Origin of the sequence: Micromonospora sp. WMMD1076, assembly GCF_029581475.1 — a bacterium.
GTDB lineage: Bacteria > Actinomycetota > Actinomycetes > Mycobacteriales > Micromonosporaceae > Micromonospora > Micromonospora aurantiaca.
In genome coordinates this window covers 785,925-807,382 of the sequence record NZ_CP120862.1, presented here as the reverse complement: position 1 = coordinate 807,382, position 21,458 = coordinate 785,925, and the positions used below count along the sequence as shown (strand labels likewise).

Sequence of the window (21,458 nt, the reverse complement as noted above, 5' to 3'; positions counted from 1 at the left end):
TCCGGGGCGGAATGGTCACGGACTGAAGTCGTTGCTTCGATCCGCTGCCGGCCATTGCCGTCGGCTGCCCTATGCCTTCTTGGTGCGTTTCTGCGCCTTGCTGACTGAGGGCAGGTTAGGGGATATTCGAGTGGGTCTGGAAGAATTAATGTCGGTATGCGCAATATAAGTAACTATTGCAGCTTATATGACTTTCTGTCCATAGCCTGCTCGCGCAGCGAAGCCAGGCTGTCTCCTTTGGGTACCCGCGCCGTCGCTGAATGCATCGAATAGCGCGAGACCACTCAGTCCGTTAGTAGCGTCGTCTTGGCGGCGAACCATTACAACCGTGCTTCGGGCCACTCCGGCAGCCGTGTCGGACGAGGGTCGGCGGCCGGCCGTCCGCCCGGCGTCTGAGCCGGGGCGGCGCCTCTGTGACGAATCGATTACGCTGTCGCTCCGGTGGGCAGGTTGCCGACCGAGGCTGGAACAGCAGCGTGGAAATCCGGGTACTCGGGGGTCTGGCGGTGCGGCTCGGCGCCGTGGACCTTCCGCTTGGAACCCCCAAGCAGCAGTTGGTGTTCGCGCTACTCGTCGTACGGGCCAACCAGTTGGTCACGCTGCACGACCTGGTGGACGAGCTGTGGCCGGACGCGCCACCTCGGTCGGCTGTCGCAAACGTCCGGACCTACGCCGCCAATCTGCGCCGGAGTCTCGACTCGGGTGCGGGCGACGCGCCGAGGATCGTCCGGGAACCGGGCGGTTACCGACTCCTCGTCGATGGAAATTTGATCGATATTCATCGATTGAACTTGCATTTGCGTCGTGCCCGGGATCTGATGCGCGATGGGCAGGCCGCGCAAGCGGTCCCGCTGCTCGTTGAGGTGGTCGGCGCGGCGGCCCCGCTGCTCGCCGGCTTGGCGCTGGGGCTGGCGCTCGCCGTTCAGCGCGAGGTCGTGAGTGAGGAACGCCAGGCGGCGCTGGAACTGTTGACGGAGGCGTATCTCAGCCTCGGACGCCCCGAATCAGCGGTGTCGTTACTGCGTGACCACGTCTCGCATCAGCCGCTGCGCGAGCGGGCGCAGTGTCTTCTGGTGCGCGCGCTCATCCAGGCGGGCGACCCGGGAGGCGCCCTCGCCGTCTACCGCGCCACTCGCGAGGCGTTGTCCGACCAGCTCGGGGTGCCACCGAGCGCGGAGATGGAGCGACTTCGTATGGTCGCAACCCGGGCCCGACGCCGGATTCCGGAATCGGCGCACGAGGTGGAAACGATCCGGAGTGCTGCGCATAAGCGCAATTGGTTGCCCCGGACAGTGATGGATTTCGTCGGCCGGGAGGAAATGGTCGATCGATTGTTGCGCGAAGTGCGCGAGGCACCCGGGTCCGGTCCGACGATCCGGGTGATCGACGGCATGGCGGGCTGCGGCAAGACAACTCTCGCCCTGCACGTGGCCTCCCGGTCGGCCGAGCGCTTCCCCGACGGGCAACTCTTCGTCGACCTTCGGGGACACAGCGTGCGAACCCGGATGCGGCCCACTGTCGCCTTGGACACGCTGCTTCGTCAACTGGGTGTGCCGACCGGCCGGATACCGCTGGAACTGCCCGACCAGCAGGAGATGTGGCGGCGCGAACTGGCCGCGCGTTCGGTGCTGGTGGTGCTCGACAACGCCGCCGACAGCCGGCAGGTCGAGCCGCTGCTACCCGTCTCCGGATCGGCCGTCGTCCTCGTCACCAGCCGGCGGCGCCTGCTGGCACTCACCGAACGACCGCCGGTGTCCCTCGCCGTCCTCTCCGAGGCCGAGGCGCTCGAACTGCTCGCCACCCTTATCGGGAGCGGCCGGGTGGCGGCCGAGCCGGAGGCCGCGCGACAACTGGTCGGCACCTGCGGCTGCCTACCGCTCGCCGTCAGATTGGCCGGCACCCGGCTGGCACATCGGCCCGACTGGCGGATCTCCGACCTCGTCGGCAGATTGAGCCACCGGTCGATGTTCCTCCCCGGTCTACGTGCCGAGGCGCGCAGCGTGATGGAGGCGTTCGCCGAGTCGTACGAGCCGCTCGACGAGGCGTGCAGGAAAGCCTTCCGATCCTTCGGGCTGGCGGCCGGAAACCACCTCGATACCGCCATGGTCGCCGCCCTCACCGACCTGCCCCTGCGGGACGCGGCGGACGTCCTCGACGAACTGGTGGACCGCCACCTCGTGCAGGAGACCTCGGCCGGCCGGTATCGCCTGCACGACCTGATGAGGCGTTACGCCGCCGAACTGGCCCGGCAGGGGGACGAGTCGACGACCGGGCGACCGGCGATCCGGAACCTGCTGGATCACGTGTTGCACTCTGTGGTGCGGGCGTCCGCGTCGATCGAGGACGGCCGGGTGCTCGCGCAGCACCTGCGGCTCGGAGAACCGCTCCGACCGGATCTGCTCGCCGGACGCGTCGACCGCGACCTGGACTGGCTGGAGGAGCAGCGGCCGAACCTGGACGCGTTCATCCGGCAGGCGGCTGACGAGGGTCATGAGCCGATGGCGTGGCGGCTGGCTCGCGCCAGTTGGCGGTTCTTCTACATCCGCGGCTACTTCGACGACATCTCGGCCACGAACGGGGTGGGTCTCGTCGCGGCGCAGCGGTGCGGGGACCGGCACGCCGTGGCCCTCATGCACAACTATCTCGCCTCGGCGTGCGTACGCACCGGCGCCTACCAGGACGCCTCCGCGCACCTGCACGAGGTCGTGTCGATCCTCACCGGGCTCGGCGACGAACCGGGCGCACAGCGGGCGCGGTTCAACCTCGGTGCCGTGCACTGGCAGACCGGGCGACTCCACCAGTCGCTCGAAGCCAGCCGCGAGACACTGCGCAGCCATGTGCTGGACACCCTTCCGGTCCTGCCCAACCTGGGCCTCACGCTTCGCTACCTCGGCCGTTATGACGAGTCGATGGCGGTTCACCGGCTCCATCTCTTCGTCGCCCGTATCAAGCACGACCTGTTCCACATGTCGAACGCACTGGGGCATCTCGGTGGCCTCAGATACCGCCTGGGGCAGAACGCCGCGGCGGAGCGCCTGCTCCGAGCCTCGCTCGCGCTCCGGGACCGCACCGGCAACGGCTTCGCCCGCGCCGAGACGCTCAGCGACCTCGCCGGCACCTACCGGCAACTCGGCCGCTACGAGGACGCGCTGCGGCACCACGAGGCGGCCATCGAGGCCGCCGCCGCCTCCGGGGAGCGGGATGTCCAGGCGCAGGCACGTAATGAGCTGGCCGTCACCCTGGGCGTCACGGGGAGGGCCGACGAGGCCGTGGTCGTCTTCGAAGAAGCGCTTGCCATCGCCACCCGGATCGGCCACCCGTACGAGCAGGCCCGCGCCCTCGACGGCCTGGCCGGACATCTGGCGGAGAAGCAGCCGACCGAAGCGCGACGCTACCGGCAGCGCGCGTTGGCGATCTTCGAGCGGATGGGTGCGCCCGAGCGCCACGACCTGCGCCGACAGCTCGCCGAGACGCCCGCCTGAATCGGCTTATCGATTTCTTATCGCGGCGTTCGTTAGCGTCCCGGGCATCGGCCACGGGGAGGGTTCACCGCCAGAGCGGACCCGGCCGGACGAGGCCCCCACCGTCAGTTCCCCCCAGCGAATCGGCGGTGGGCAGGTGAGGGAGGAGCGTCGTGCACGGCACCCGGCGCGACGCTCCTCCCCGCCGCAGGCCGGGGCACCCGCGGCGTCGTACCCGGCGGATAGGGTCGGGCCGTGACCGAACCCGCGCAGCTCACCCACGTCGACCCGGCCGGTGCGGCCCGGATGGTCGACGTCTCCGCCAAGCCGGTCTCGGGCCGGCTCGCGGTCGCCGCCGGCCGCCTCCGCACCACCGCCGAGGTGGTGGACCTGCTGCGCCGCGACGGCCTGCCCAAGGGCGACGCGCTCGCCGTCGGCCGGCTGGCCGGCATCATGGGCGCCAAGCGCACACCCGACCTGATCCCGCTCTGCCACCCGATCGCGCTGCACGGCGTCACAGTCGACCTCGACCTCACGGCCGACACGGTGGAGATCACCGCCACCGCGAAGACGGCCGACCGCACGGGCGTGGAGATGGAGGCGCTGACAGCGGTGGCGGTCGCCGGGCTGGCGTTGGTCGACATGGTGAAGGCGGTCGACCCGGCCGCCTCGGTGGACGCCGTCCGGGTGCTCCGCAAGGAGGGCGGCAAGACCGGCGAGTGGGTCCGGCCGGAGGATCGGCCGTGATCCGGGCCCGGGTGATCGTGGCCTCCAACCGGGCCGCCGCCGGGGTCTACGAGGACACCAGCGGCCCGCTGCTCGTGACCGGGCTGCGCGAGCTGGGGTGCGAGGTCGATGCTCCGGTGGTGGTGCCGGACGGCGAACCGGTCGGCGACGCCCTGCGCGTGGCCCGCGCCGACGGCGTCGACGTGGTGCTGACCAGCGGTGGCACCGGCATCACCCCGACCGATCGCACGCCCGACGTGACGCGTGCGCTGCTCGACTACGAGATCCCCGGCATCGCCGAGGCGATCCGCGCGCACAGCCGCGACACCGTGCCGACGGCCGCGTTGTCCCGCGGGCTGGCCGGGGTGTCCGGCCGGACGCTCGTGGTCAACCTGCCCGGCTCGCGGGGCGGCGCCCGGGACGGCCTGGCCGTGCTCGGCCCGATCCTGCGGCACGCCGTCGACCAGCTTCGCGGCGGCGACCACTGAACCCGCGCGGCAGGTGCCCCGGCGTTAGGCTCGCCGGATGAGCACGGAAACCGAAGCCGCCGCGGCCGAGGCGGGCACGCCACCGCCGGCCGGGTGGGAGGAGGCCCGCTCCCGGGTGTACGCGGTGGGCCTGTCCGCCGCGCTCCCCGCTGTCGCCCGTCCGCTGGCCGACGCCGACGGGCACACCCTGGCCGAGCCGCTGACCACACGTACCGACCTGCCGGCGTTCCCCACCTCTAGCGTGGACGGCTGGGCGGTGCGCGGCCCGGGGCCGTGGCGGGTGGTCGGGCGGGTGCTCGCCGGGCAGACCGCACCTCTGCTGGAGGCCGACGGCAGCACCGTGGAGATCGCGACCGGCGCGATGGTCCCCGATGGCACGACGACGATCCTGCGGATCGAGGAGTCGACGCGTACGGCGGACGGCCTGGTGGCCGGCACGCCCCGCCCGGCGCCGGAGTGGCGGGAGCCGGGCGAGGAGGCGTCCCTCGGGGAGGAACTGCTGCCCGCCGGCACGCCGGTGGACCCGGCGGTGATCGGCCTGGCCGCCTCCTGCGGGCTCGATGCGCTGCGGGTCCGCCGCGCACCCCGGGCGGCGCTGCTGGTCTTCGGCGACGAACTGCTCACCTCCGGTCCGCCCGGCGCGGGCCGGGTCCGTGACGCGCTCGGCCCGTCGGTGCCGGCCTGGCTGCGCCGCTACGGCTGTCAGGTGCGCGCGGCCGACGTGGTCGGGCCGGTCGCCGACACGCTGCCCGCGCACGTGGCGGCGGTGCGGGGCGCGCTCGCCAACGCCGATCTGGTCTGCACCACCGGCGGCACCATGCACGGCCCGGTCGACCACCTGCACCCGACGCTGGAGGCGCTCGGCGCCGACTACGTGGTGAACACCGTGGCGGTGCGTCCCGGTTTCCCGATGCTGCTCGCGCGGCTGGTGGACGGCGACGGGCGGGTGCGGTTCGTGGTCGGTCTGCCCGGCAACCCGCAGTCGGCCGTGGTGGCGCTGGTGTCGCTCGTCGCGCCCCTGCTCGCCGGTCTCACCGGCCGGCAGATGCCGGTGCTCCCGCACGTGACACTGGCCGAGCCGATTCCGGGGCGCGGCGACTACACCCATCTGGCGCTGGCCCGCTGGGACCGGGTCGCCGGCACGGCGTACCCGGTGCGGCACGTCGGCTCGGCGATGCTGCGCGGCCTGGCCGGCGCGGACGGGTTCGCGGTGATCCGGCCCGGCACCAGCGGCGCGGCCGGTGACCGCGTGCCGTTCGTGCCGCTGCCACTGACCCCCGGAGAGCGGTCCGGGTGAGCGCGACGGACGAACCGACGGGAGACGTCGTGACAGTGGACGCAGACGTGGTGCTCGGCGCGGTGACCGACCGGCCGCTCGACCTGGCCGAACACGAGGCGGCAGTCGCCGACCGCCGGGCCGGTGCGGTGGTGTCCTTCCAGGGCGTGGTCCGCGACCACGACCACGGGCGGGGGGTCACCCGGCTGGAGTACGAGGGTCACCCCACCGCCGAGGCGGTGCTGCGCGAGGTGGCGGCCGAGGTGGCGGCCGACCCGCAGGTGTACGCGGTGGCGGTGTCGCACCGGATCGGCCCGCTGGAGATCGGGGACGTGGCACTGGTGGCGGCGGTCAGCACGGCGCACCGCGCGGCCGCGTTCGCCGCCTGCGCCCGGCTGGTCGACGAGGTCAAGGCGCGGCTGCCGATCTGGAAGCGGCAGGTCTTCGACGACGGCACCGAGGAGTGGGTGAACTGCCCCTGAGGGCTCAGCGCCGGACGGCGAGCGCGGCGGTGCGGCCCAGCCGCTCGTGGTAGAACGCCGGCTCGGCGCCGGGACGCCACGGCAGCGCCGCGACGAGCACGATCAGCGCGATGGCCAGGGAGTTCTCCATGAGCGCGCCGAACAGGCCGTCCTGGTAGTGGGACACCTCGGGGAGCTGGTGCTCGTACGGCCAGATCGGTGAGATCAGGAACAGCAGGTAGAGCCCGAGCGCGCCGACGCCGTGGCGCAGGCCGGTCAACGTCGGGTACCAGATCGGTGGGCGCAGCGCCGGCACGCCGTTGGCCGAGGGGCCGCCGGTGCCGCGCGGGGGCAGGCCGCGGCTGGCTTCGCGGCGGCGTACCGCGGCGTCGGCCAGCACGATGATCGCCGGGATGACCCAGATCAGGTGGTGCGACCAGGAGATCGGGCTGACCACGTTGGCGGTGAGACCGACCAGCGTGAACGCGGTCAGCTCGTCGCCGTCGGCGCGGGCGCTCATCGCCCGGGACAGGCCCAGCGCCAGGATCAGCACCGAGAACGCCAGCCAGAGCAGGCCGGGCGTCTCGATCGAGTCGTAGAGCCGCGCCAGCAGACCGGCGAGGGACTGGTTGGCGGTCATGTCCGCCGCGCCGACCCGCTCGGTCTGCCAGAGCACGCCGGTGAAGTACGCGTGGGACTCCTCACCGAGCACGCCGAACGTCGCGATGGTCACGCCGATCGTGGTGCCCACAGCGGTGAACGCGGCCCGCCACTGCCGGGTGAGCATCAGGTAGGCCACGAACAGCGCCGGGGTGAGCTTGACCGCTGTGGCGAGCCCGATGCCCACACCGGCCCAGGCGCCGCTGTAGACGAACCGGGCCAGCGGCGAATCGGCCGTCTCGTAGTGGGTGCCCCGCTTGGCCCGCCATCGCAGGCCCACCAGGTCCGCCATGATCAGCGCGAACAGCAGCAGGTTGACCTGCCCGTAGCCGAGCGTCTCGCGGGACGGTTCGATGGCGACGGCGAGCGGGGTGGCGATGCCGACGGTGAACCAGAGCGGCCAGGCGAGCCGGTCCACGATGGGGCGTAGCAGCGCCGCGAGGACGACGGCGAGCGCGCCGATGCTGGCGAGCGCGTTGACGAAGCCGGCGCCGTCGATCGGCAGCCACGACATCGGCAGCATCACCAGGGCGGCGAACGGGGGGTAGGTGAAGCCCAACGTGGTCGAGGGCGCGACGAAGTCGTACAGCTCGTTGCCGCCGGCCCACCACAGCACCGCGCCGTGGTAGATCTTCATGTCGAAGAAGTTGTACGGCCGTCCGAAGGCGCCGATGGCGAGCCACGCGGCGTACGACACGGCGGCCACGACGCCGAGACGCACGACGATCCGGCGGTCGACGCGGGAGGTCGGGGCGAGGCGATTGGTCCGTCTACCGACTGTCGCCGGCATGGCGTGGCCACCCCCGTACCAAGCTCGTCGTACCCGTCCAGGTCCAGAACGGAGCCTCACGTTGCTGCCTCCCGCGTTACGCGACCGTGTCCGATCCCACACGTGTTTTTGACATTTCCACCGCGTTAACGGGTCTCGGACGGTTCAGGTGATTGGTGGCCTTGCGGGGGTGGTAGGCCGTACGGAGTGCCTGGTCAGCCGGGCATGCGGCGGGCGGTCGCCGCGGAGCGTACGGCGATCCTCGCCTCGCGGCGAGCCGTGCGGACCGCGCGCTTGACCGACCGGCGCGAGTGGTCGATCCGGTGGCCGGCGCGCCAGCGCAGGCCCGGCTTGCCCTCGGTGTCGGCGGCGGCGAGGAGGAGGCCGCCGAGCAGGCCGAGGTTCTTCAGGAAGTGGATCTGGTTGTTGTTGCGCGCGGCCGGGTCGTCGTTGTTCCAGAAGGCGTGCCCGGCGGCGGTGGTCGGGATCAGCGTGCCCGCGAGCACCAGCGCGGCCGGACGGGTGAACCGGCCGGTGGCGAGCATCAGGCCGCCGACCAGCTGGGTGGCGGCGTTGGCCCGGATCAGCGAGACCGTGTCGGTGGGGATGCGGGGGTGCACGTTCTGGATCAGCGGGGCGACCTTCCCGGTGACCGGTTCCGCGGCCTGCACCAGGCGTTCCGGGTTGCGCAGGTTGCGGGCGCCGCTGACCACGAAGATGCCGCTCAACATGACTCGGGCGAGGGAGCGCACGGGCTTCATGGCTCAGTCTTACCCCGTCGGGGGCGTCGTCATCCCCGCAACACACGAAAGGTATCGGCCGACGTGGACGTCCGAACGGTATCGATTTCAGCGACTGTCGCGGATGGACCGGTCGCGTTCGGTAAGGTCGCGCGGGTGACGACGCTGCGACTGCGCCCGGAGGGCCCCGCCGACGAGGCGCCGGTGGCCCGGGTGCTGGCCGCCGCCTTCGCCCGCCCCGACGTGGCCACCCCACCGGAGGTCGGCCTGGTCGAGGAGCTGCGGCACAGCCCGGCGTGGATCCCGGAGCTGGCCATGGTCGCCGAGTACGGCGGCGAGGTGGTGGCGTACGCGCTGCTCACACGCGTCGGTGTCCGCACCGAACGCGGCACCTGGCCGGCGCTGGCCCTGGGGCCGGTGGCGGTGGCGCGGCACCGGCAGCGGCTGGGGCACGGCACGGCGGCTGTGCAGGCGGCGCTGGACGCCGCGACCGAGCTGGGCGAGCGGCTGGTGGTGGTGCTGGGCGACCCGGCCTACTACCGGCGGTTCGGGTTCGGTCCGGCGGACCGGCTGGGCCTGACCAGTCCCTGGTCCGGGCTGGGGGAGCCGTGGCAGGCGCTGGTGCTGCCGCCGTCGGCGAGCGGCGAGCCGCCACCGCCGTCCGGCGAGGTGGTCTTCCCGCCACCGTGGTCGCGGGTCTGAGCGGCGGGGCCCGGACCCGCGCGGCCCGAGCGGTCAGGCGGGCTGGGTACGCAGGTAGCGGCCGAAGTGCGGCACTGTGAACGCCACGGTCCCGCGCTCGCCGGAGTAGATCAGCCCCTTCTTGATCAGCGCGTCACGCGCCGGGGACAGGCTGGCCGGTTTTCGGCCGAGCGCGCGGGCGATCTCTGCGGTCGGCACCGCCGCGTCCATGTCGTCCCGGCCGCCCTCCTCGCCGTCCACCAGCGCCAGCGTCGCCATCGCGCGCATGTACTCGCGTTCGGCCGGCGTGGCCCGTTCGAACCGGGAGCCGAAGAATCCCACCGCCAGTTCGGCCTCCGCCTCGGGCGCGGCGACCCGGACGTCCGCCGCGGTGATCGGGGAGCGGGGCGCGTGGTCCCAGGTGGCCTTGCCGTACGCCTGGACGAAGTAGGGATAGCCGCCGGACTTCTCGTAGAGCAGGTCGAGCGCCTTCTGCTCGTACTCGACCTCCTCCCGCTCGGCCGGCGCGCAGAGCGCCTGGTCGGCGGCGATCCGGTCGAGCCGGTCGATGCGCTGGTAGCGGTAGAGCCGCTCGGAGTAGGACTTGGCCGCGCTGAGGACTGCGGGCAGGTGCGGCAGGCCCGCGCCCACGACGATGAGCGGCGCGCCGAGCTGGGACAGCTCGTGGCAGGCGGCGCAGAGCGCGGAGACGTCCTCGGCGCCGACGTCCTGCATCTCGTCGATGAAGATCGCGATGCCGGTGCCGACGTCGGTGGCGACCGCCGCCGCGTCGCTGAGCAGTTCCACCAGGTCGATCTCGATGTCGCCGGAGTCGGCGCGGCCGCTGCTCGCCGGTACGTCGATGCCGGGCTGCCAGCGGTCGCGCAGTTTGGGTGCCGCGCCGCCCCGCCCGGTGGGGGTGGAGCGTTGCGCGAACGCCTTGAGGACGCCGAGGAACGCGTCGATCCGGTCCGGTGCGCGGTGCCGGGGCGCCAGCTCGCGGACGGCCATGTGCAGCGCGGCGGCGATCGGGCGGCGCAGCGACTGGTCCGGCCGGGCCTCGATCTTGCCGGTGCCCCAGAGGTGGTTGATCGCCTCGGACCGCAGTGTGTTGAGCAGGACCGTCTTGCCGACTCCCCGCAGGCCGGTGAGCATCAGGCTGCGTTCGGGGCGACCGCGGGCGATCCGTTCCAGGACCACGTCGAAGACGTCCAGCTCCCGCCCCCGCCCGGCGAGTTCGGGCGGGCGCTGGCCGGCGCCCGGTGCGTACGGGTTGCGGACCGGATCCACGAATCGCACAATATCGGGTTCTCTAGCGACCAGGCTAGATGCGCGTAGAGGCGGCTACCGCGTGTCGGCCTCGACATAAAACTAGGGCTGTCTAGCACCCACGCTAGACAGCCCTAGTTTTGGTTACCGACCCGTTGACAGGGTCAGCGGCGCTTCAGGCAGAGCACGAAGTCGAGCGTGTCCAGCTCGCTGTCGAAGAAGTACCAGTCGGTGTAACCGGTCACCTTCCCGCACTTAGCCTCCGCGTCCTTCTTGCCGCTCGTCGCGCCGTCGATGCGGCGCAGCACCTCGTACGTCTTCGGGGCACAGTCGGCGATCACGAGTTTCGGCTGGCCGCCGCCACCCTCGTTGGCGACGCACTGGCCCGCCTTGACGAAACGCGGATCGGTCGAGGAGGCCGGGGCCGCCGTCGTGGGCGTCGTGTCAGCCGGTTCGCTCGGCGGCGCCTCGCTCGGGTCCGCGGCCGGCGCGGTGGCAGCGGTCGTGCCGCCGGTCGGGGTCTGCTTGTCCCGGCCCAGCATCCAGTACGCCCCGGCGCCGCCCAGCAGCAGCACGGCCAGCACGATCACCACCACCACCAGCAGCGGGCCCTTCCCGCGCTTCGTCGGCGTCGGCTCGGCGTAGGGCGGATGACCACCGCCGTACTGCGGCCCGGCATAGGGGTCACCCGGATGGCCCTGCTGCGGGGACCAGGCCGGACCCGGCTCGAAGCGCTGCGTCGGCGGACCGTACTGATCGGCCGGCGGGCCGTAGCGGTCGGCGGGCCCGTGCTGCTGGGTGGGCGGCCCGTACTGGTCGGGCGGGCCGTACGGCCGCGCGCCCGGCGGGCCGTACTGCGGGTCGGGCTGCGGGGCGTAACGCGGGTCGCCCTGCGGGGCGTAGCGGGGATCGGGCTGCGGGGCGTAGCCGTCGTCGGGCCGTCCCCAGGGGTCGGGAGAGCCGCCACCCGGTGGACCGAAGTTCGACATGAACGCCTCCTGCGTACGCCAGTGCTGAGAGGCCGGCCACCAACTGGGGACGCCGACGCCGTGGTCACCGTAGCGTGGTCCCACGATGAGCTCACGCCCCACGAGTGCGACGAACGTAGTCGATTCCGCGACGCCGCCGGCCCGCACCGCGCTGATCTGGACCGCCCTCGTGCTGGTCTACCTGCTCTGGGGCTCGACCTACCTGGGCATCCGGGTCGCTGTCGAATCCCTGCCGCCACTGATCTCCGCGGCGATGCGGTTCGCCGCCGCCGCGGTGGTGCTCGCCGTGGTACTGCGCCTGCGGCGCGGACCCGGCGCGTTGCGGGTGCCCGCACGACGCGTCGGTTCCGCCGCGCTCGTCGGTGTGCTGCTGCTGGCCGGCGGCAACGGCCTGGTGGTGCTCGCCGAGTCCGGCCCGCCCGGGACCGCCGTACCGTCCGGTGTGGCGGCGCTGCTCGTCGCCACCGTGCCGCTGCTCGTGGTCCTGCTGCGGACGGCAGGCGGGGACCGGCCGCGACAGTGGACGTTCCTCGGAGTGGCACTCGGCTTCGCCGGCCTCGTCCTGCTCGTGCTGCCCCGCGACGGGGTGGACGGCGTGCCGGTGGCCGGCGCGCTGACTGTGGTCGCCGCGGCGGCGAGCTGGTCGGTCGGCTCGTACCTGTCCGGGAAGATCCGGATGCCCGCCGACCCGTTCGTGGCCACCGTCTACGAGATGGTCGCGGGCGCGGCGGTGCTCGCGCTCGTCGGCGTGGCCCGTGGCGAGCTGCGCGGCTTCTCCTTCGCCGACGTGACCGGGCGGTCGTGGGCGGCGATGGCCTACCTGATGGTGGCCGGTTCGCTGGTCGCCTTCACCGCGTACGTCTGGCTGCTCGCCCACGCGCCGATCTCCCTGGTCTCCACGTACGCGTACGTGAACCCGGTGGTCGCTGTGGCACTGGGTGCGTTGTTCGTCGCGGAACCGATCACGTCGCAGGTGCTGATGGGCGGCGCGGTCATCGTGGTCGGCGTGGCGGTGGTGGTGAGCACCGAGCGTCCGCGCCGGTCCCCGCCACCAGCCGTCGACGGGACAGCCGGGGAGCCTGCCCGGCGGTAGCGTCCGGCCCGTGTCGGCGCTGCTGATGGCGGGGGTCGCGCTGCTGGGCGCGGCGGCCGGGTGGGCGGCGGTCCCGGCCGGGCGGTCGTTCTGCGCCGACCGGATCGCCGGACGGCACGCACCGAGCCGGGGCGTCCTCACCCTCGTCGGCGTCGTGGTGTTCGGCGGGCTCGCCGCCGCCCGGGGCGCCGACCCGGTGCTGCCCGCGCTGCTGCTGGTCGCCGCCGCCGGGCTGGTCCTCGCGGTCACCGACCTGACCGCGCTGCGGCTGCCCGACCCGCTCGTCGGCCTGGTCGCGGTCGGCGGCGGGCTCGGCCTCACCGCGGCCACTGCGGCCACCGGCGACCCGCGCCGCCTGGCCGTCGCGGTGGCCGGCGCCACGCTCTCCTTCATCGGGTACGCGCTGCTGGCGTTGCTGCCCCGCGCCCGGCTCGGCTTCGGCGACGTGAAGCTCGCCGCCGCGCTCGGGCTGCCGCTGGGCTGGCTCGGCTGGCCGGCGCTGCGGCTCGGGCTGCTCCTGCCGCACGTGCTCGCCGGAGTCACGGTGCTCGTCCTGCTCGCCGCCGGCCGGGTACGCCGGGACACGCCGGTGCCGTTCGGCCCGGCCCTGCTCGGCGGCGCGTGGCTCGCCGCCGTCCTCGGCTGACCTGCACGGTCGGCCGCGCGCTGCGGGCGGTCAGATCAGACGGAGCTGGTGGTCCTTCGGACGGCGGGGCTCGGTCGCGTCCAGACGCTCGAACAGCGCCGGGTCGATCACGTCGAGGAACGGCGACGGGCGGGTGTCGCGTTCCGCGCCGTGCCGGGCGCGGCGGCCCGCGTGGCTCACGTAGAGCCGGTCCTGTGCCCGGGTCAGCCCGACGAAGAACAGCCGCCGCTCCTCGGCCACCGCGTCGTCGTCCGGCTCGGAGCCGGGCCAGCGCAGCGGCAGCAGCCCGTCCTCGGCGCCGACCAGGAACACCACCGGGAACTCCAGTCCCTTCGCGGCGTGCAGCGTGAGCAGCGTGACCGCCTCGGCGCGCGGGTCCAGCGCGTCCACCTCCGCGCCGGTGGCGAGCTGGTTGAGGAACAGGTCGAGGTCGTCGCCGCAGCGCCGGGCCAGCGGGGTGAGCAGGTCCACCGCCGTGCGGACGTCCTCGGGGCGTACCGCGCCGGAACCGTCCAGCGTCGGCACGGCGAAGCGCTCGGCCAGGATCTGCCCGGCCTGGCGTACCCGGGCGGCGAGCGAACCGTCCAGACCGGTGTGGCGCAGCTCGCGGGCGATCGCGGGCACGCCGGGACGGTCGCGCAGCCGGTCGTGCGAGCGCTTCTGCACCGGGATGTTCGCCCGGGCCAGCGCGTCCACGATCGGCGCGGCCTGCGCGTCGGTCCGGTAGAGCACCGCGATGTCGGAGAAGGACAGCGAGGTGGCCCGCCCGTCGATCCGCCCCGAGTCGAGCGAGCGGTGGGATAGACCGCCGACCAGCTCGTCCACGGTACGGGCCACGAAGTCGGCCTCGTCGTAGGCGGAACTCGCCGCGTACCGGCCGACCAGCGGCGCCTCCGGGTCGAGCCGGGCCGGGTCGAGACGACGGCCGCGCACCAGCGACGACGGCGCGATGGCCTGCGCGGCGGCGGCCAGGATCGGTGCCGAGGAGCGGTAGTTGCGGTTCAGCCGGACCAGCCGGGCGTCGGTGAAGTCCTGCGAGAAGCGCAGGAAGTAGCCCACGTCTGCGCCCCGGAACGAGTAGATCGCCTGGTCCGGGTCGCCGATCGCGCACAGGTTGCCGTCCGGCGGGCTGAGCAGGCGCAGCAGCTCGTACTGCACCGCGTCGACGTCCTGGTACTCGTCGACGAAGATCCACTTCCACCGCTCGCGGTACTCGCGGACCAGCTTCCGGTCACCCTTCAGCAGGGCCACCGGCAGCGTCAGCAGCTCGTCCAGGTCGACCAGGTCCCGCTTGCGCAGCAGCGCCACGTACCGCTCGTCGTCGTCACCGGCCTCGGCGCGCGCCGCCGTCCGGTCCGCGTCGTCGGCGATCCGGAAGGCCGCCGGCAGCCCGGCCGCCGCCGCGTTCTCCCGCAGCACGGTCAGGCCGAGCGAGTGGAACGTGCCGACAGTGACGTCCTCGGCGACCGGGCCGAGCAGCCCGTCCAGCCGGTGCCGCAACTCCTCGGCCGCCCGCCGGGTGAACGTGATCGCCAGGCACTGATCGGGGAAGACGTTCAGCTCCGCGCACAGGTACGCGATCCGGTGGGTGAGCGTCCGGGTCTTGCCGGTACCCGGACCGGCCACGATCAGCAGCGGGCCACCCGGCGCCGACGCGGCCACCCGCTGCATCGCGTCCAGCCGGTCGAGCAGGCCGGTGCCGACCTCCTCCATCCCGGCGAGCATCGGCTCGAACGGCTCGTGCGGAGACGGCGGCGGCGCGATCGGGGGCGCTGCAAGCGGCGTCCGCTTCGGCTCCGGCCGGGCCGCCGCCGGGCGCTTGGCCCTCGGCTTCGGCGCCGACTCCACCGGCCGCCGCTGCGCGGGCACCGGTACGTCGAACAGCGTCTCCTGCCCGGCCCGGCCACCCGCAGCGCCCAGTTCCGCCGGGTCGAACAGCGTGATCACGCCGTACTCCCCGTCGTAGCCCGGCACCCGGCGCACGTCGCCGCGGCGCAGCCGGCCGATGCCCTCCGCGAGCAGCTCGCCGCCGACCCGGCCGATCTCCTCGATCGGGGTACGCGTCAGGATCTCCAGCTCCGGGCCGAGCGCGGCGACCAGCTCGTTGAGCTTGCCCTCGACCTTCTTCGACCGCGCGCCGACCCGGTTCAGCTCGCCCAGGATCTCGGCCAGCGGCACCAGATGGGTCACCTCGCGCGCGTGCGCCGGTCGGTGCCCCATCGGCCGGTCCGCCAGCTCCTCGGCCCGGCTGAGTACGCCCACGGTCAGCGGCTTGCCGCACTCCGGGCAGCGCCCGCCCGCCTCGCGGGTCCGCTCCGGCGACCAGTTCACGCCGCACAGGCGGTGCCCGTCGGCGTGGTACTTGCCCTCCTCCGGGAAGAACTCCACGGTGCCCGCGAGCCCGTCGCCGGTACGCAGCGCCTCGCGGATGGCGAAGTAGTCGCGGGCGGCGGTCAGGACCGTCGCCTCCCGGGCCAGCGCGGGCGGCGAGTGCGCGTCCGAGTTCGACACCAGCTGGTAGCGGTCCAGGCTGCCGACCCGCCAGTTCATCTCCGGGTCGGACGACAGGCCGGTCTCCACAGCGAAGATGTGCTCGGCCAGGTCGGCGTAGCAGTCGGCGATCGCGTCGAAGCCGGACTTCGAGCCGAGCGCGGAGAACCACGGCGTCCAGATGTGCGCGGGCACCAGGTAGCCGTCCGGGCTCGCCTCCAGCGTGATCTCCAGCAGGTCGCGGGAGTCCAGCCCGAGGATCGGCCGGCCGTCCGAGCCGAGGTTGCCGATCCGGCCCAGCGCGGTGTTGAACCGGGCCACCGCGTCCAGGTCCGGCAGGTAGATCAGGTGGTGCACCTTGCGCGTCCGGTCGTCGCGCTTGTAGATCGTGGAGATCTCCACGCTCAGCATGAACCGGACCGGGTCGGCCTCCGCCTCACTGGCCAGCCGGGGCGGCAACCGCCGGGCGACGTCCCGCTCCGCCTCGGGCGAGAGCCGGTACAGGCCCGGCTCGGCCGGGTGCAGCGTCTCCCGCAGGTGGTCGTACCAGGCGGGATGGGTGAAGTCGCCGGTGCCGAGCACGCCGATGCCCTTGCGCCGGGCCCACCAGGCCAGGTTCGGCAGGGTCAGGTCGCGGCTGCACGCGCGGGAGTACTTCGAGTGGATGTGCAGATCCGCGACGTACGGCGGGAGGCCACCGGGGGGTGCGGCGCTGAACGGAGGCACGCCGCATCCTGTCACGTCCGGTCCCCCGCCCGCCCGTCGCCACGCGTACGGGTGACCTGAGCAATGCGGTGCTGGACTCGGCGGCTCATGCACGCTATTGAGAGCGCAGCTCGACGAGCGTCACCTGGGGAGGCGCGCCCACCCGCACCGGCGGGCCCCAGAAGCCGGCGCCGTTCGTGACGTAGACCTTCGTGCCGTCGATCTCGCCGAGACCGGAGACCACCGGCTGTTCGAGCTTCACCGCCAGGTTGAACGGCACCATCTGGCCGCCGTGGGTGTGTCCGGACAGCTGGAGGTCGACGCCGAACGTCGCCGCCTCCTGTGCGGCCACCGGCTGGTGTGCCAGCAACACCACCGGCCGGCTCGGGTCGCGGTCGCCGAGAGCGGCGGCGTAGTCGGCGGGTGCGGCCACCCCGGTGCCGGCGGCGCTCACGTCGTTCACACCGGCGAGGTCAAGCACGCCGCCCCGGGCCTGGATCTCCTGCCGCTCGTTCTGGAGCACCCGCAGGCCGAGCCGGTCGACCTCGCGGACCCACTCCTCGACGCCCGAGTAGTATTCGTGGTTGCCGGTGACGAAGAAGCTGCCGTACCGGGACCGCAGGCCACGCAGCGGCTCAGCGGCGGAGCCAAGCTCGGCCACCGTGCCGTCGACCAGGTCACCGACCACCGCGACCAGGTCGGCGTCCATCCGGTTGATCATCGCGACGATCCGCTCGGTGTGCGCCCGACCGCGCAACGGCCCGAGGTGGATGTCGGAGACGGTGGCGATGCGCAGTCCGTCCATGCTGCGGGGCAGCTTGGCCAGCGGGATCTGCACCCGGTCGAGCTGCGGCGGACCCATCGCGGTGCGGACGCCGTACCCGGTGACACCGGCGGCGGTGAGCCCGGCGAAGATCGCCGCCCCGCGTGCGAGCAGCAGCCGCCGGGAGGGATCGTGGTCCGGCGCGTCGGTGCCGGCGGGCGGCGCGTCGGTGCTGTCGACGGGCGGCGGCGTCGCACCCTCCGCCGTCGCCGCGCCGACGAGTGCGGGCTCCGGCCCCGGGCCGGCGGCGACCGCCGAGCGGGCCCGCCGGCGCAGCACGAGCCGGACCACGGCGGTCGGCACTTCGAGCACCAGCAGCAGCACCAGCAGGTAGAACATGAGCGCGACCCAGACGTAACCGGGCCAGGCCAGCCAGTACCAGCCGCCGCGGGTGCCGGCCATGGTCACCGGTACGAGCACCGCCAGCGCCGCGATCGTCACTCCACCGGCCCGGCGCCACCGCCCGGGGCGCGTGGTGTCCCGGACCAGCCGCTTCCACAGGTAGAAGTGGATCAGGCCGATCACGAGCACGACGAAGCCCAGGAATGTCGCAATGGCCAGCACGTGCGCCCCCCTCAGCCGCCCGCGAAGGGCGGCAGCACGTCCACCGTCACCCCGGCCGGCAACAGTGCCCGTCGATCATGACAGGCCACGCCGTCGACCAGGAAACTCGCCGCCTTCAGCACCACCGCGAGGCGTTCGCCGTGCCGGGCGGCCAGTTCATCGAGGAGTTCGTCCAGGGACCGGCCCGCGGATGCGGTCTCCTCGGGGCGTCCGGCGGCCGCGCGGGCACCGGCGAAGTAGCGGACTGTGAGCTCCACCCTCAGCCTCCGATGGCCGACATCGAGCGGGCGGGCTGGAGGAACGCCGGGTCGTCGATGCCGTGCCCGGGCCGCTTGGCCCACATCGCGGCGCGCCAGCGGCGAACCAGCTCCTCGTCGTCCGCGCCGGCGCGCAACGCGCCGCGCAGGTCCGACTCCTCGGTGGCGAACAGGCAGTTGCGCACCTGGCCGTCGGCGGTGAGCCGGGTGCGGTCGCAGTCGCCGCAGAACGGCCGGGTCACGCTGGCGATCACCCCGACCCGGGCCGGCCCGCCGTCCACCAGCCACGTCTCGGCCGGTGCCGCACCGCGCTCGGACGGGTCCGGCGTCAACGCGAACGCGGCGTGCAGGGAGGCCAGGATCTCGTCGGCGGTGACCATGGTCGAGCGGTCCCAGCCGTGCTGGGCGTCGAGCGGCATCTGCTCGATGAACCGCAGCTCGTAGCCGTGCGCGAGCGCGAACCGGAGCAGCGCGGGCGCCTCGTCGTCGTTCGTGCCGCGCATGAGCACCGAGTTGATCTTCACCGGGGTCAGCCCGGCTTCCGCGGCCCCGGCCAGCCCGGCGAGCACGTCGGCGAGCCGGTCACGGCGGGTCAGCGCGGTGAACCGGTCCCGGTCCAGCGTGTCGAGCGAGACGTTGACGCGGTCCAGCCCGGCGGCACGCAGCGCCGGTGCCATGCGGGCCAGGCCGATGCCGTTGGTGGTCAGCGAGATGCGCGGCCGGGGCGTGAGCGCGGCGACCGCCGCCACGATGCCGGGCAGGCCCGGCCGGATGAGCGGCTCACCGCCGGTGAAGCGCACCTCGGTGATGCCGAGCCGGGTCACCGCGACACCCACCAGCCGGACGATCTCGTCGTCGGTGAGCAGTTGCGGACCGGACAGCCAGGGCAGGCCCTCCGCCGGCATGCAGTAGGTGCAGCGCAGGTTGCACTTGTCGGTGAGCGAGACCCGCAGGTCCCGGGCGACACGGCCGTACCGGTCGGCGAGGACGCCGTCGGTCGTCGTCCGGGGGGTGCTCATCGGTCGACCGTAGCGCGGTCGGGCCCCCGGAGGGCGGCCCGGGCGGTGGAGCGGACCACGTCCGCGTACGCCGCGCCGAAGGTCGCGGTGTGCACGAGCAGCAGATGCAACTGGTGCAGCGGTACACGTTCCCGCCACCCGTCGGCGAGCGGCCACGCCTCCCGGTAGGCGGCCGTGATCCGGTCCAGGTGCGGCGGACCGCCGAACAGCGCGAGCTGCGCCAGGTCGGTCTCGCGGTGGCCGCCGTGCGCGGCCGGGTCGACCAGCCAGACCCGGCCGTCGGCACCCCAGAGCAGGTTGCCGGGCCAGAGATCGCTGTGCAGCCGGGCCGGCTGCTCGTCACCGCCGAACTCGCCGATCCGCTCGACGACCTGCTCGACGAGCGCCGCCCCGGCGCCGTCGAGCGCGCCGCCGTCGACCGACATGCGCAGGTAGGGCAGCAGGCGGCGACGGGCGAACCAGTCCGGCCAGGGGCCGGGGTCGGGCGTGTTGTCCTGTGGCAGCGCGCCGATGAACCCCTTCCAGTCCGCGCCGAACGCGGGCGCCCCGGCGTGGTGCAGCCCGGCCAGGTCGCGGCCGAACGCCTCCGCGGCCTCCGGCGTCGGCTCGCCGGGCTCCACCCAGTCGAGCGCCAGCAGGCCGGGCAACGCGACGAGCACATCCGGTACGGGCACCGGGCCGGCCTCGCGCAGCCAGCGCAGCCCGGCCGCCTCGGTGGCGAAGAAGCCCTCCGGCAGCGGCCGCGCGGCCCGTTCCGGCCAGGTCTTGGCGAACACCGAGTGCCCGTCGTCGAGCGTCAGCCGGGAGGCGGCGCAGATGCCACCGCCGGAGACCGGGGTCTCCCGGATCCGCTGGTGGGTCAGGAAGGTCGGCAGGTGCTCCGGGTGTGCCCGCAGGTACGCCAGGTCCATGTGCGCAAGGTAGCCGGTACCCCGGACATCCGTTTGCCGAGCGGCACCGCCGGTCGCCGCTGACCTGGACCGATACGCTCCGTATCTGTGGACGGACCGCGTGTCGTCCACAGGGGCGGACGCGGTGACGCGCGACCGCCCATGCTCCCGGCATGAACTCCACCGAGCCAGCGCGCCTCTCCGTCCGCTCGCCGGCCGACATGGTCGCGGCCGTGCCCTACCTGCTCGGCTTCCATCCCGCCGACAGCGTGGTGGTGGTTGCGGTACGCGGCCGCCACGTCGTCTTCGCCGCCCGTGGCGACCTGCCCGCGCCGGGTGCCGACCCCGGTCCGGCGGCCCGGCACCTGATGCAGGTGGTGGCCCGGCAGGACGCCGACGCCGCCACTGTCGTCGGCTACGGTCCGGCCGCCCGGGTGACAGGCGTCGTGGACGCGATCGGCGACGCGCTGACCGCCGCCGGGCTGGAGGTGCTCGACGCGCTGCGGGTCACCGAGGGCCGCTGGTTCTCGTACCTCTGCGTCGAGCCGTCCTGCTGCCCGCCCGAGGGCACCCCGTACGACCCGGCCGCCAGCCAGGTCAGCGCGGCGGCTGTGTTCGCCGGTCAGGTCGCGCTGCCCGACCGGGCCGCGCTCGCGGCGCAGGTGTCCCCGCTCGACGGGCCGGTCCGGCTCGCCATGCGCCGGGCCACCGGTCGGGCCCGCCTCCGCCTGGCCGCGCTCACCGGACGGCAGTCCGCACCGTCGGCGGAAAGCCCGGTAGGCGGCGTGCCGGCCGACGGCTCCGGGCCGCACGCGGAGTCCTCGGTTCCGGACGACGGCTCCCGGCCGGGCGGGGCCTCCCCGGTTTCGGCCGACGGTCCCGGGCCGGGCGGGGAGCCGCTGGTCTCGGCAGACAGTCCCGGGTCGGACGGGCGGTCGCCGGTTGCGGACGTCGGTGCCGGACCGGGTGGGGAGCCGCGGGCCGTGCGGACGGCGGGCACGGCCGCTGTGCGCGCCGCGTTCCGCCGGCAGCGGCGCGGTGAGCGGCTGGACGACGACGAGGTGGCCTGGCTGACAGTGCTCCTCGCCCACGTCGCGGTACGCGATCACGCCTGGTCCCGCACCGACGGCCGGGACGAGGACATCAGCCTCTGGACGGACGTGCTGCGACGCGCCGAGCCGGATCTGATCGCCGCGCCGGGCTGCCTGCTCGCATTCGCCGCCTGGCGCTCGGGGCACGGGGCACTGGCCGCTGTCGCCCTGGAACGGGTGTTGTCCGCCCACCCCGGCTACTCGCTCGCGGTGCTGCTCGACGAGGTGCTCCGGCGCGGCGTCGCCCCGTCCGCGCTGGACGGCCGGGGCGGCCGGGGCGGTTCGAACGACGGCGCGGTGCTGCGGCGCCGCCGACGCCGTCCACGCGGGTGAGCGCTCACGCGCCTGCCGGCCGGCCAC

The 21,458-nt window shown here is 73.6% G+C and carries 18 protein-coding genes; 9 read left to right on the top strand and 9 right to left on the bottom strand.

Annotation, left to right across the window (positions count from 1 at the left end):
• Positions 1-476: 476 nt before the first annotated feature.
• The 5 genes from O7622_RS04015 (at position 477) to O7622_RS03995 (ending at position 6,433) form a co-directional block, all read left to right on the top strand.
• Complete coding sequence (locus tag O7622_RS04015; RefSeq protein ID WP_282311911.1) at positions 477-3,482, top strand: tetratricopeptide repeat protein; 3,006 nt, start codon at positions 477-479, stop codon at positions 3,480-3,482.
• Between the two features lie 234 nt (positions 3,483-3,716).
• Positions 3,717-4,208: a cyclic pyranopterin monophosphate synthase MoaC gene (gene moaC / locus O7622_RS04010; protein WP_282311910.1), complete on the top strand. Its 492-nt coding sequence runs from the start codon at positions 3,717-3,719 to the stop codon at positions 4,206-4,208.
• A complete protein-coding gene (locus O7622_RS04005; RefSeq protein ID WP_282311909.1) occupies positions 4,205-4,675 on the top strand; it encodes a MogA/MoaB family molybdenum cofactor biosynthesis protein in 471 nt (156 codons plus the stop codon). Before moaC ends, O7622_RS04005 begins: the two co-directional genes overlap by 4 nt.
• A 37-nt stretch (positions 4,676-4,712) precedes the next feature.
• Complete coding sequence (locus O7622_RS04000) at positions 4,713-5,972, top strand: molybdopterin molybdotransferase MoeA (RefSeq protein ID WP_282311908.1); 1,260 nt, start codon at positions 4,713-4,715, stop codon at positions 5,970-5,972.
• Positions 5,973-6,007: 35 nt separating this feature from the next.
• Complete coding sequence (locus O7622_RS03995) at positions 6,008-6,433, top strand: molybdenum cofactor biosynthesis protein MoaE (protein WP_282314030.1); 426 nt, start codon at positions 6,008-6,010, stop codon at positions 6,431-6,433.
• A gap of 4 nt (positions 6,434-6,437) precedes the next feature.
• On the opposite strand, the gene O7622_RS03990 is transcribed toward O7622_RS03995, so the two are convergent.
• Together O7622_RS03990 and O7622_RS03985 are read right to left on the bottom strand one after the other, a co-directional pair.
• On the bottom strand, positions 6,438-7,862 hold the full coding sequence (locus O7622_RS03990) for a glycosyltransferase 87 family protein (RefSeq protein WP_282311907.1): 1,425 nt from the start codon (positions 7,860-7,862) through the stop codon (positions 6,438-6,440).
• Between the two features lie 194 nt (positions 7,863-8,056).
• On the bottom strand, positions 8,057-8,602 hold the full coding sequence (locus O7622_RS03985; RefSeq protein WP_282311906.1) for a DoxX family protein: 546 nt from the start codon (positions 8,600-8,602) through the stop codon (positions 8,057-8,059).
• Positions 8,603-8,737: 135 nt separating this feature from the next.
• Between O7622_RS03985 and O7622_RS03980 the strand changes: the two genes are divergently transcribed.
• Positions 8,738-9,283 carry an N-acetyltransferase gene (locus tag O7622_RS03980; RefSeq protein WP_282311905.1) on the top strand — a complete coding sequence of 182 codons (546 nt, stop codon included), beginning with the start codon at positions 8,738-8,740 and terminating at the stop codon, positions 9,281-9,283.
• Between the two features lie 33 nt (positions 9,284-9,316).
• Here the strand turns inward: O7622_RS03980 and O7622_RS03975 are convergent, their stop codons facing one another.
• Positions 9,317-10,552 carry an ATP-binding protein gene (locus O7622_RS03975; protein ID WP_041784376.1) on the bottom strand — a complete coding sequence of 412 codons (1,236 nt, stop codon included), beginning with the start codon at positions 10,550-10,552 and terminating at the stop codon, positions 9,317-9,319.
• 143 nt (positions 10,553-10,695) lie between these two features.
• Positions 10,696-11,520: a flagellar basal body protein FliL gene (locus O7622_RS03970; protein WP_282311904.1), complete on the bottom strand. Its 825-nt coding sequence runs from the start codon at positions 11,518-11,520 to the stop codon at positions 10,696-10,698.
• Positions 11,521-11,605: 85 nt separating this feature from the next.
• Here O7622_RS03970 and O7622_RS03965 point away from each other — a divergent pair, with 85 nt between their 5' ends.
• Entirely contained in the window at positions 11,606-12,613 is a 1,008-nt protein-coding gene (locus O7622_RS03965) for an EamA family transporter (RefSeq protein ID WP_282311903.1), read from the top strand.
• Positions 12,614-12,623: 10 nt separating this feature from the next.
• A complete protein-coding gene (locus O7622_RS03960; protein WP_282311902.1) occupies positions 12,624-13,259 on the top strand; it encodes an A24 family peptidase in 636 nt (211 codons plus the stop codon).
• Positions 13,260-13,289: 30 nt separating this feature from the next.
• On the opposite strand, the gene O7622_RS03955 is transcribed toward O7622_RS03960, so the two are convergent.
• The 5 genes from O7622_RS03955 to O7622_RS03935 form a co-directional block, all read right to left on the bottom strand.
• Positions 13,290-16,475, bottom strand: a complete 3,186-nt coding sequence (locus O7622_RS03955; protein WP_282311901.1) for a UvrD-helicase domain-containing protein — start codon at positions 16,473-16,475, stop codon at positions 13,290-13,292.
• A 94-nt stretch (positions 16,476-16,569) separates the two neighbouring features.
• Positions 16,570-17,841 carry a metallophosphoesterase gene (locus O7622_RS03950; protein WP_282311900.1) on the bottom strand — a complete coding sequence of 424 codons (1,272 nt, stop codon included), beginning with the start codon at positions 17,839-17,841 and terminating at the stop codon, positions 16,570-16,572.
• Positions 17,842-17,852: 11 nt separating this feature from the next.
• Positions 17,853-18,098 carry a MoaD/ThiS family protein gene (locus O7622_RS03945; protein WP_030499453.1) on the bottom strand — a complete coding sequence of 82 codons (246 nt, stop codon included), beginning with the start codon at positions 18,096-18,098 and terminating at the stop codon, positions 17,853-17,855.
• A gap of 2 nt (positions 18,099-18,100) precedes the next feature.
• Positions 18,101-19,117: a GTP 3',8-cyclase MoaA gene (gene moaA / locus O7622_RS03940; protein WP_282311899.1), complete on the bottom strand. Its 1,017-nt coding sequence runs from the start codon at positions 19,115-19,117 to the stop codon at positions 18,101-18,103.
• A complete protein-coding gene (locus O7622_RS03935) occupies positions 19,114-20,028 on the bottom strand; it encodes a fructosamine kinase family protein (protein ID WP_282311898.1) in 915 nt (304 codons plus the stop codon). The genes moaA and O7622_RS03935 overlap by 4 nt, the downstream gene beginning before the upstream one ends.
• Positions 20,029-20,180: 152 nt before the next feature.
• Here O7622_RS03935 and O7622_RS03930 point away from each other — a divergent pair, with 152 nt between their 5' ends.
• Positions 20,181-21,431 carry a DUF4192 domain-containing protein gene (locus O7622_RS03930; protein ID WP_282311897.1) on the top strand — a complete coding sequence of 417 codons (1,251 nt, stop codon included), beginning with the start codon at positions 20,181-20,183 and terminating at the stop codon, positions 21,429-21,431.
• Positions 21,432-21,458: the final 27 nt, after the last annotated feature.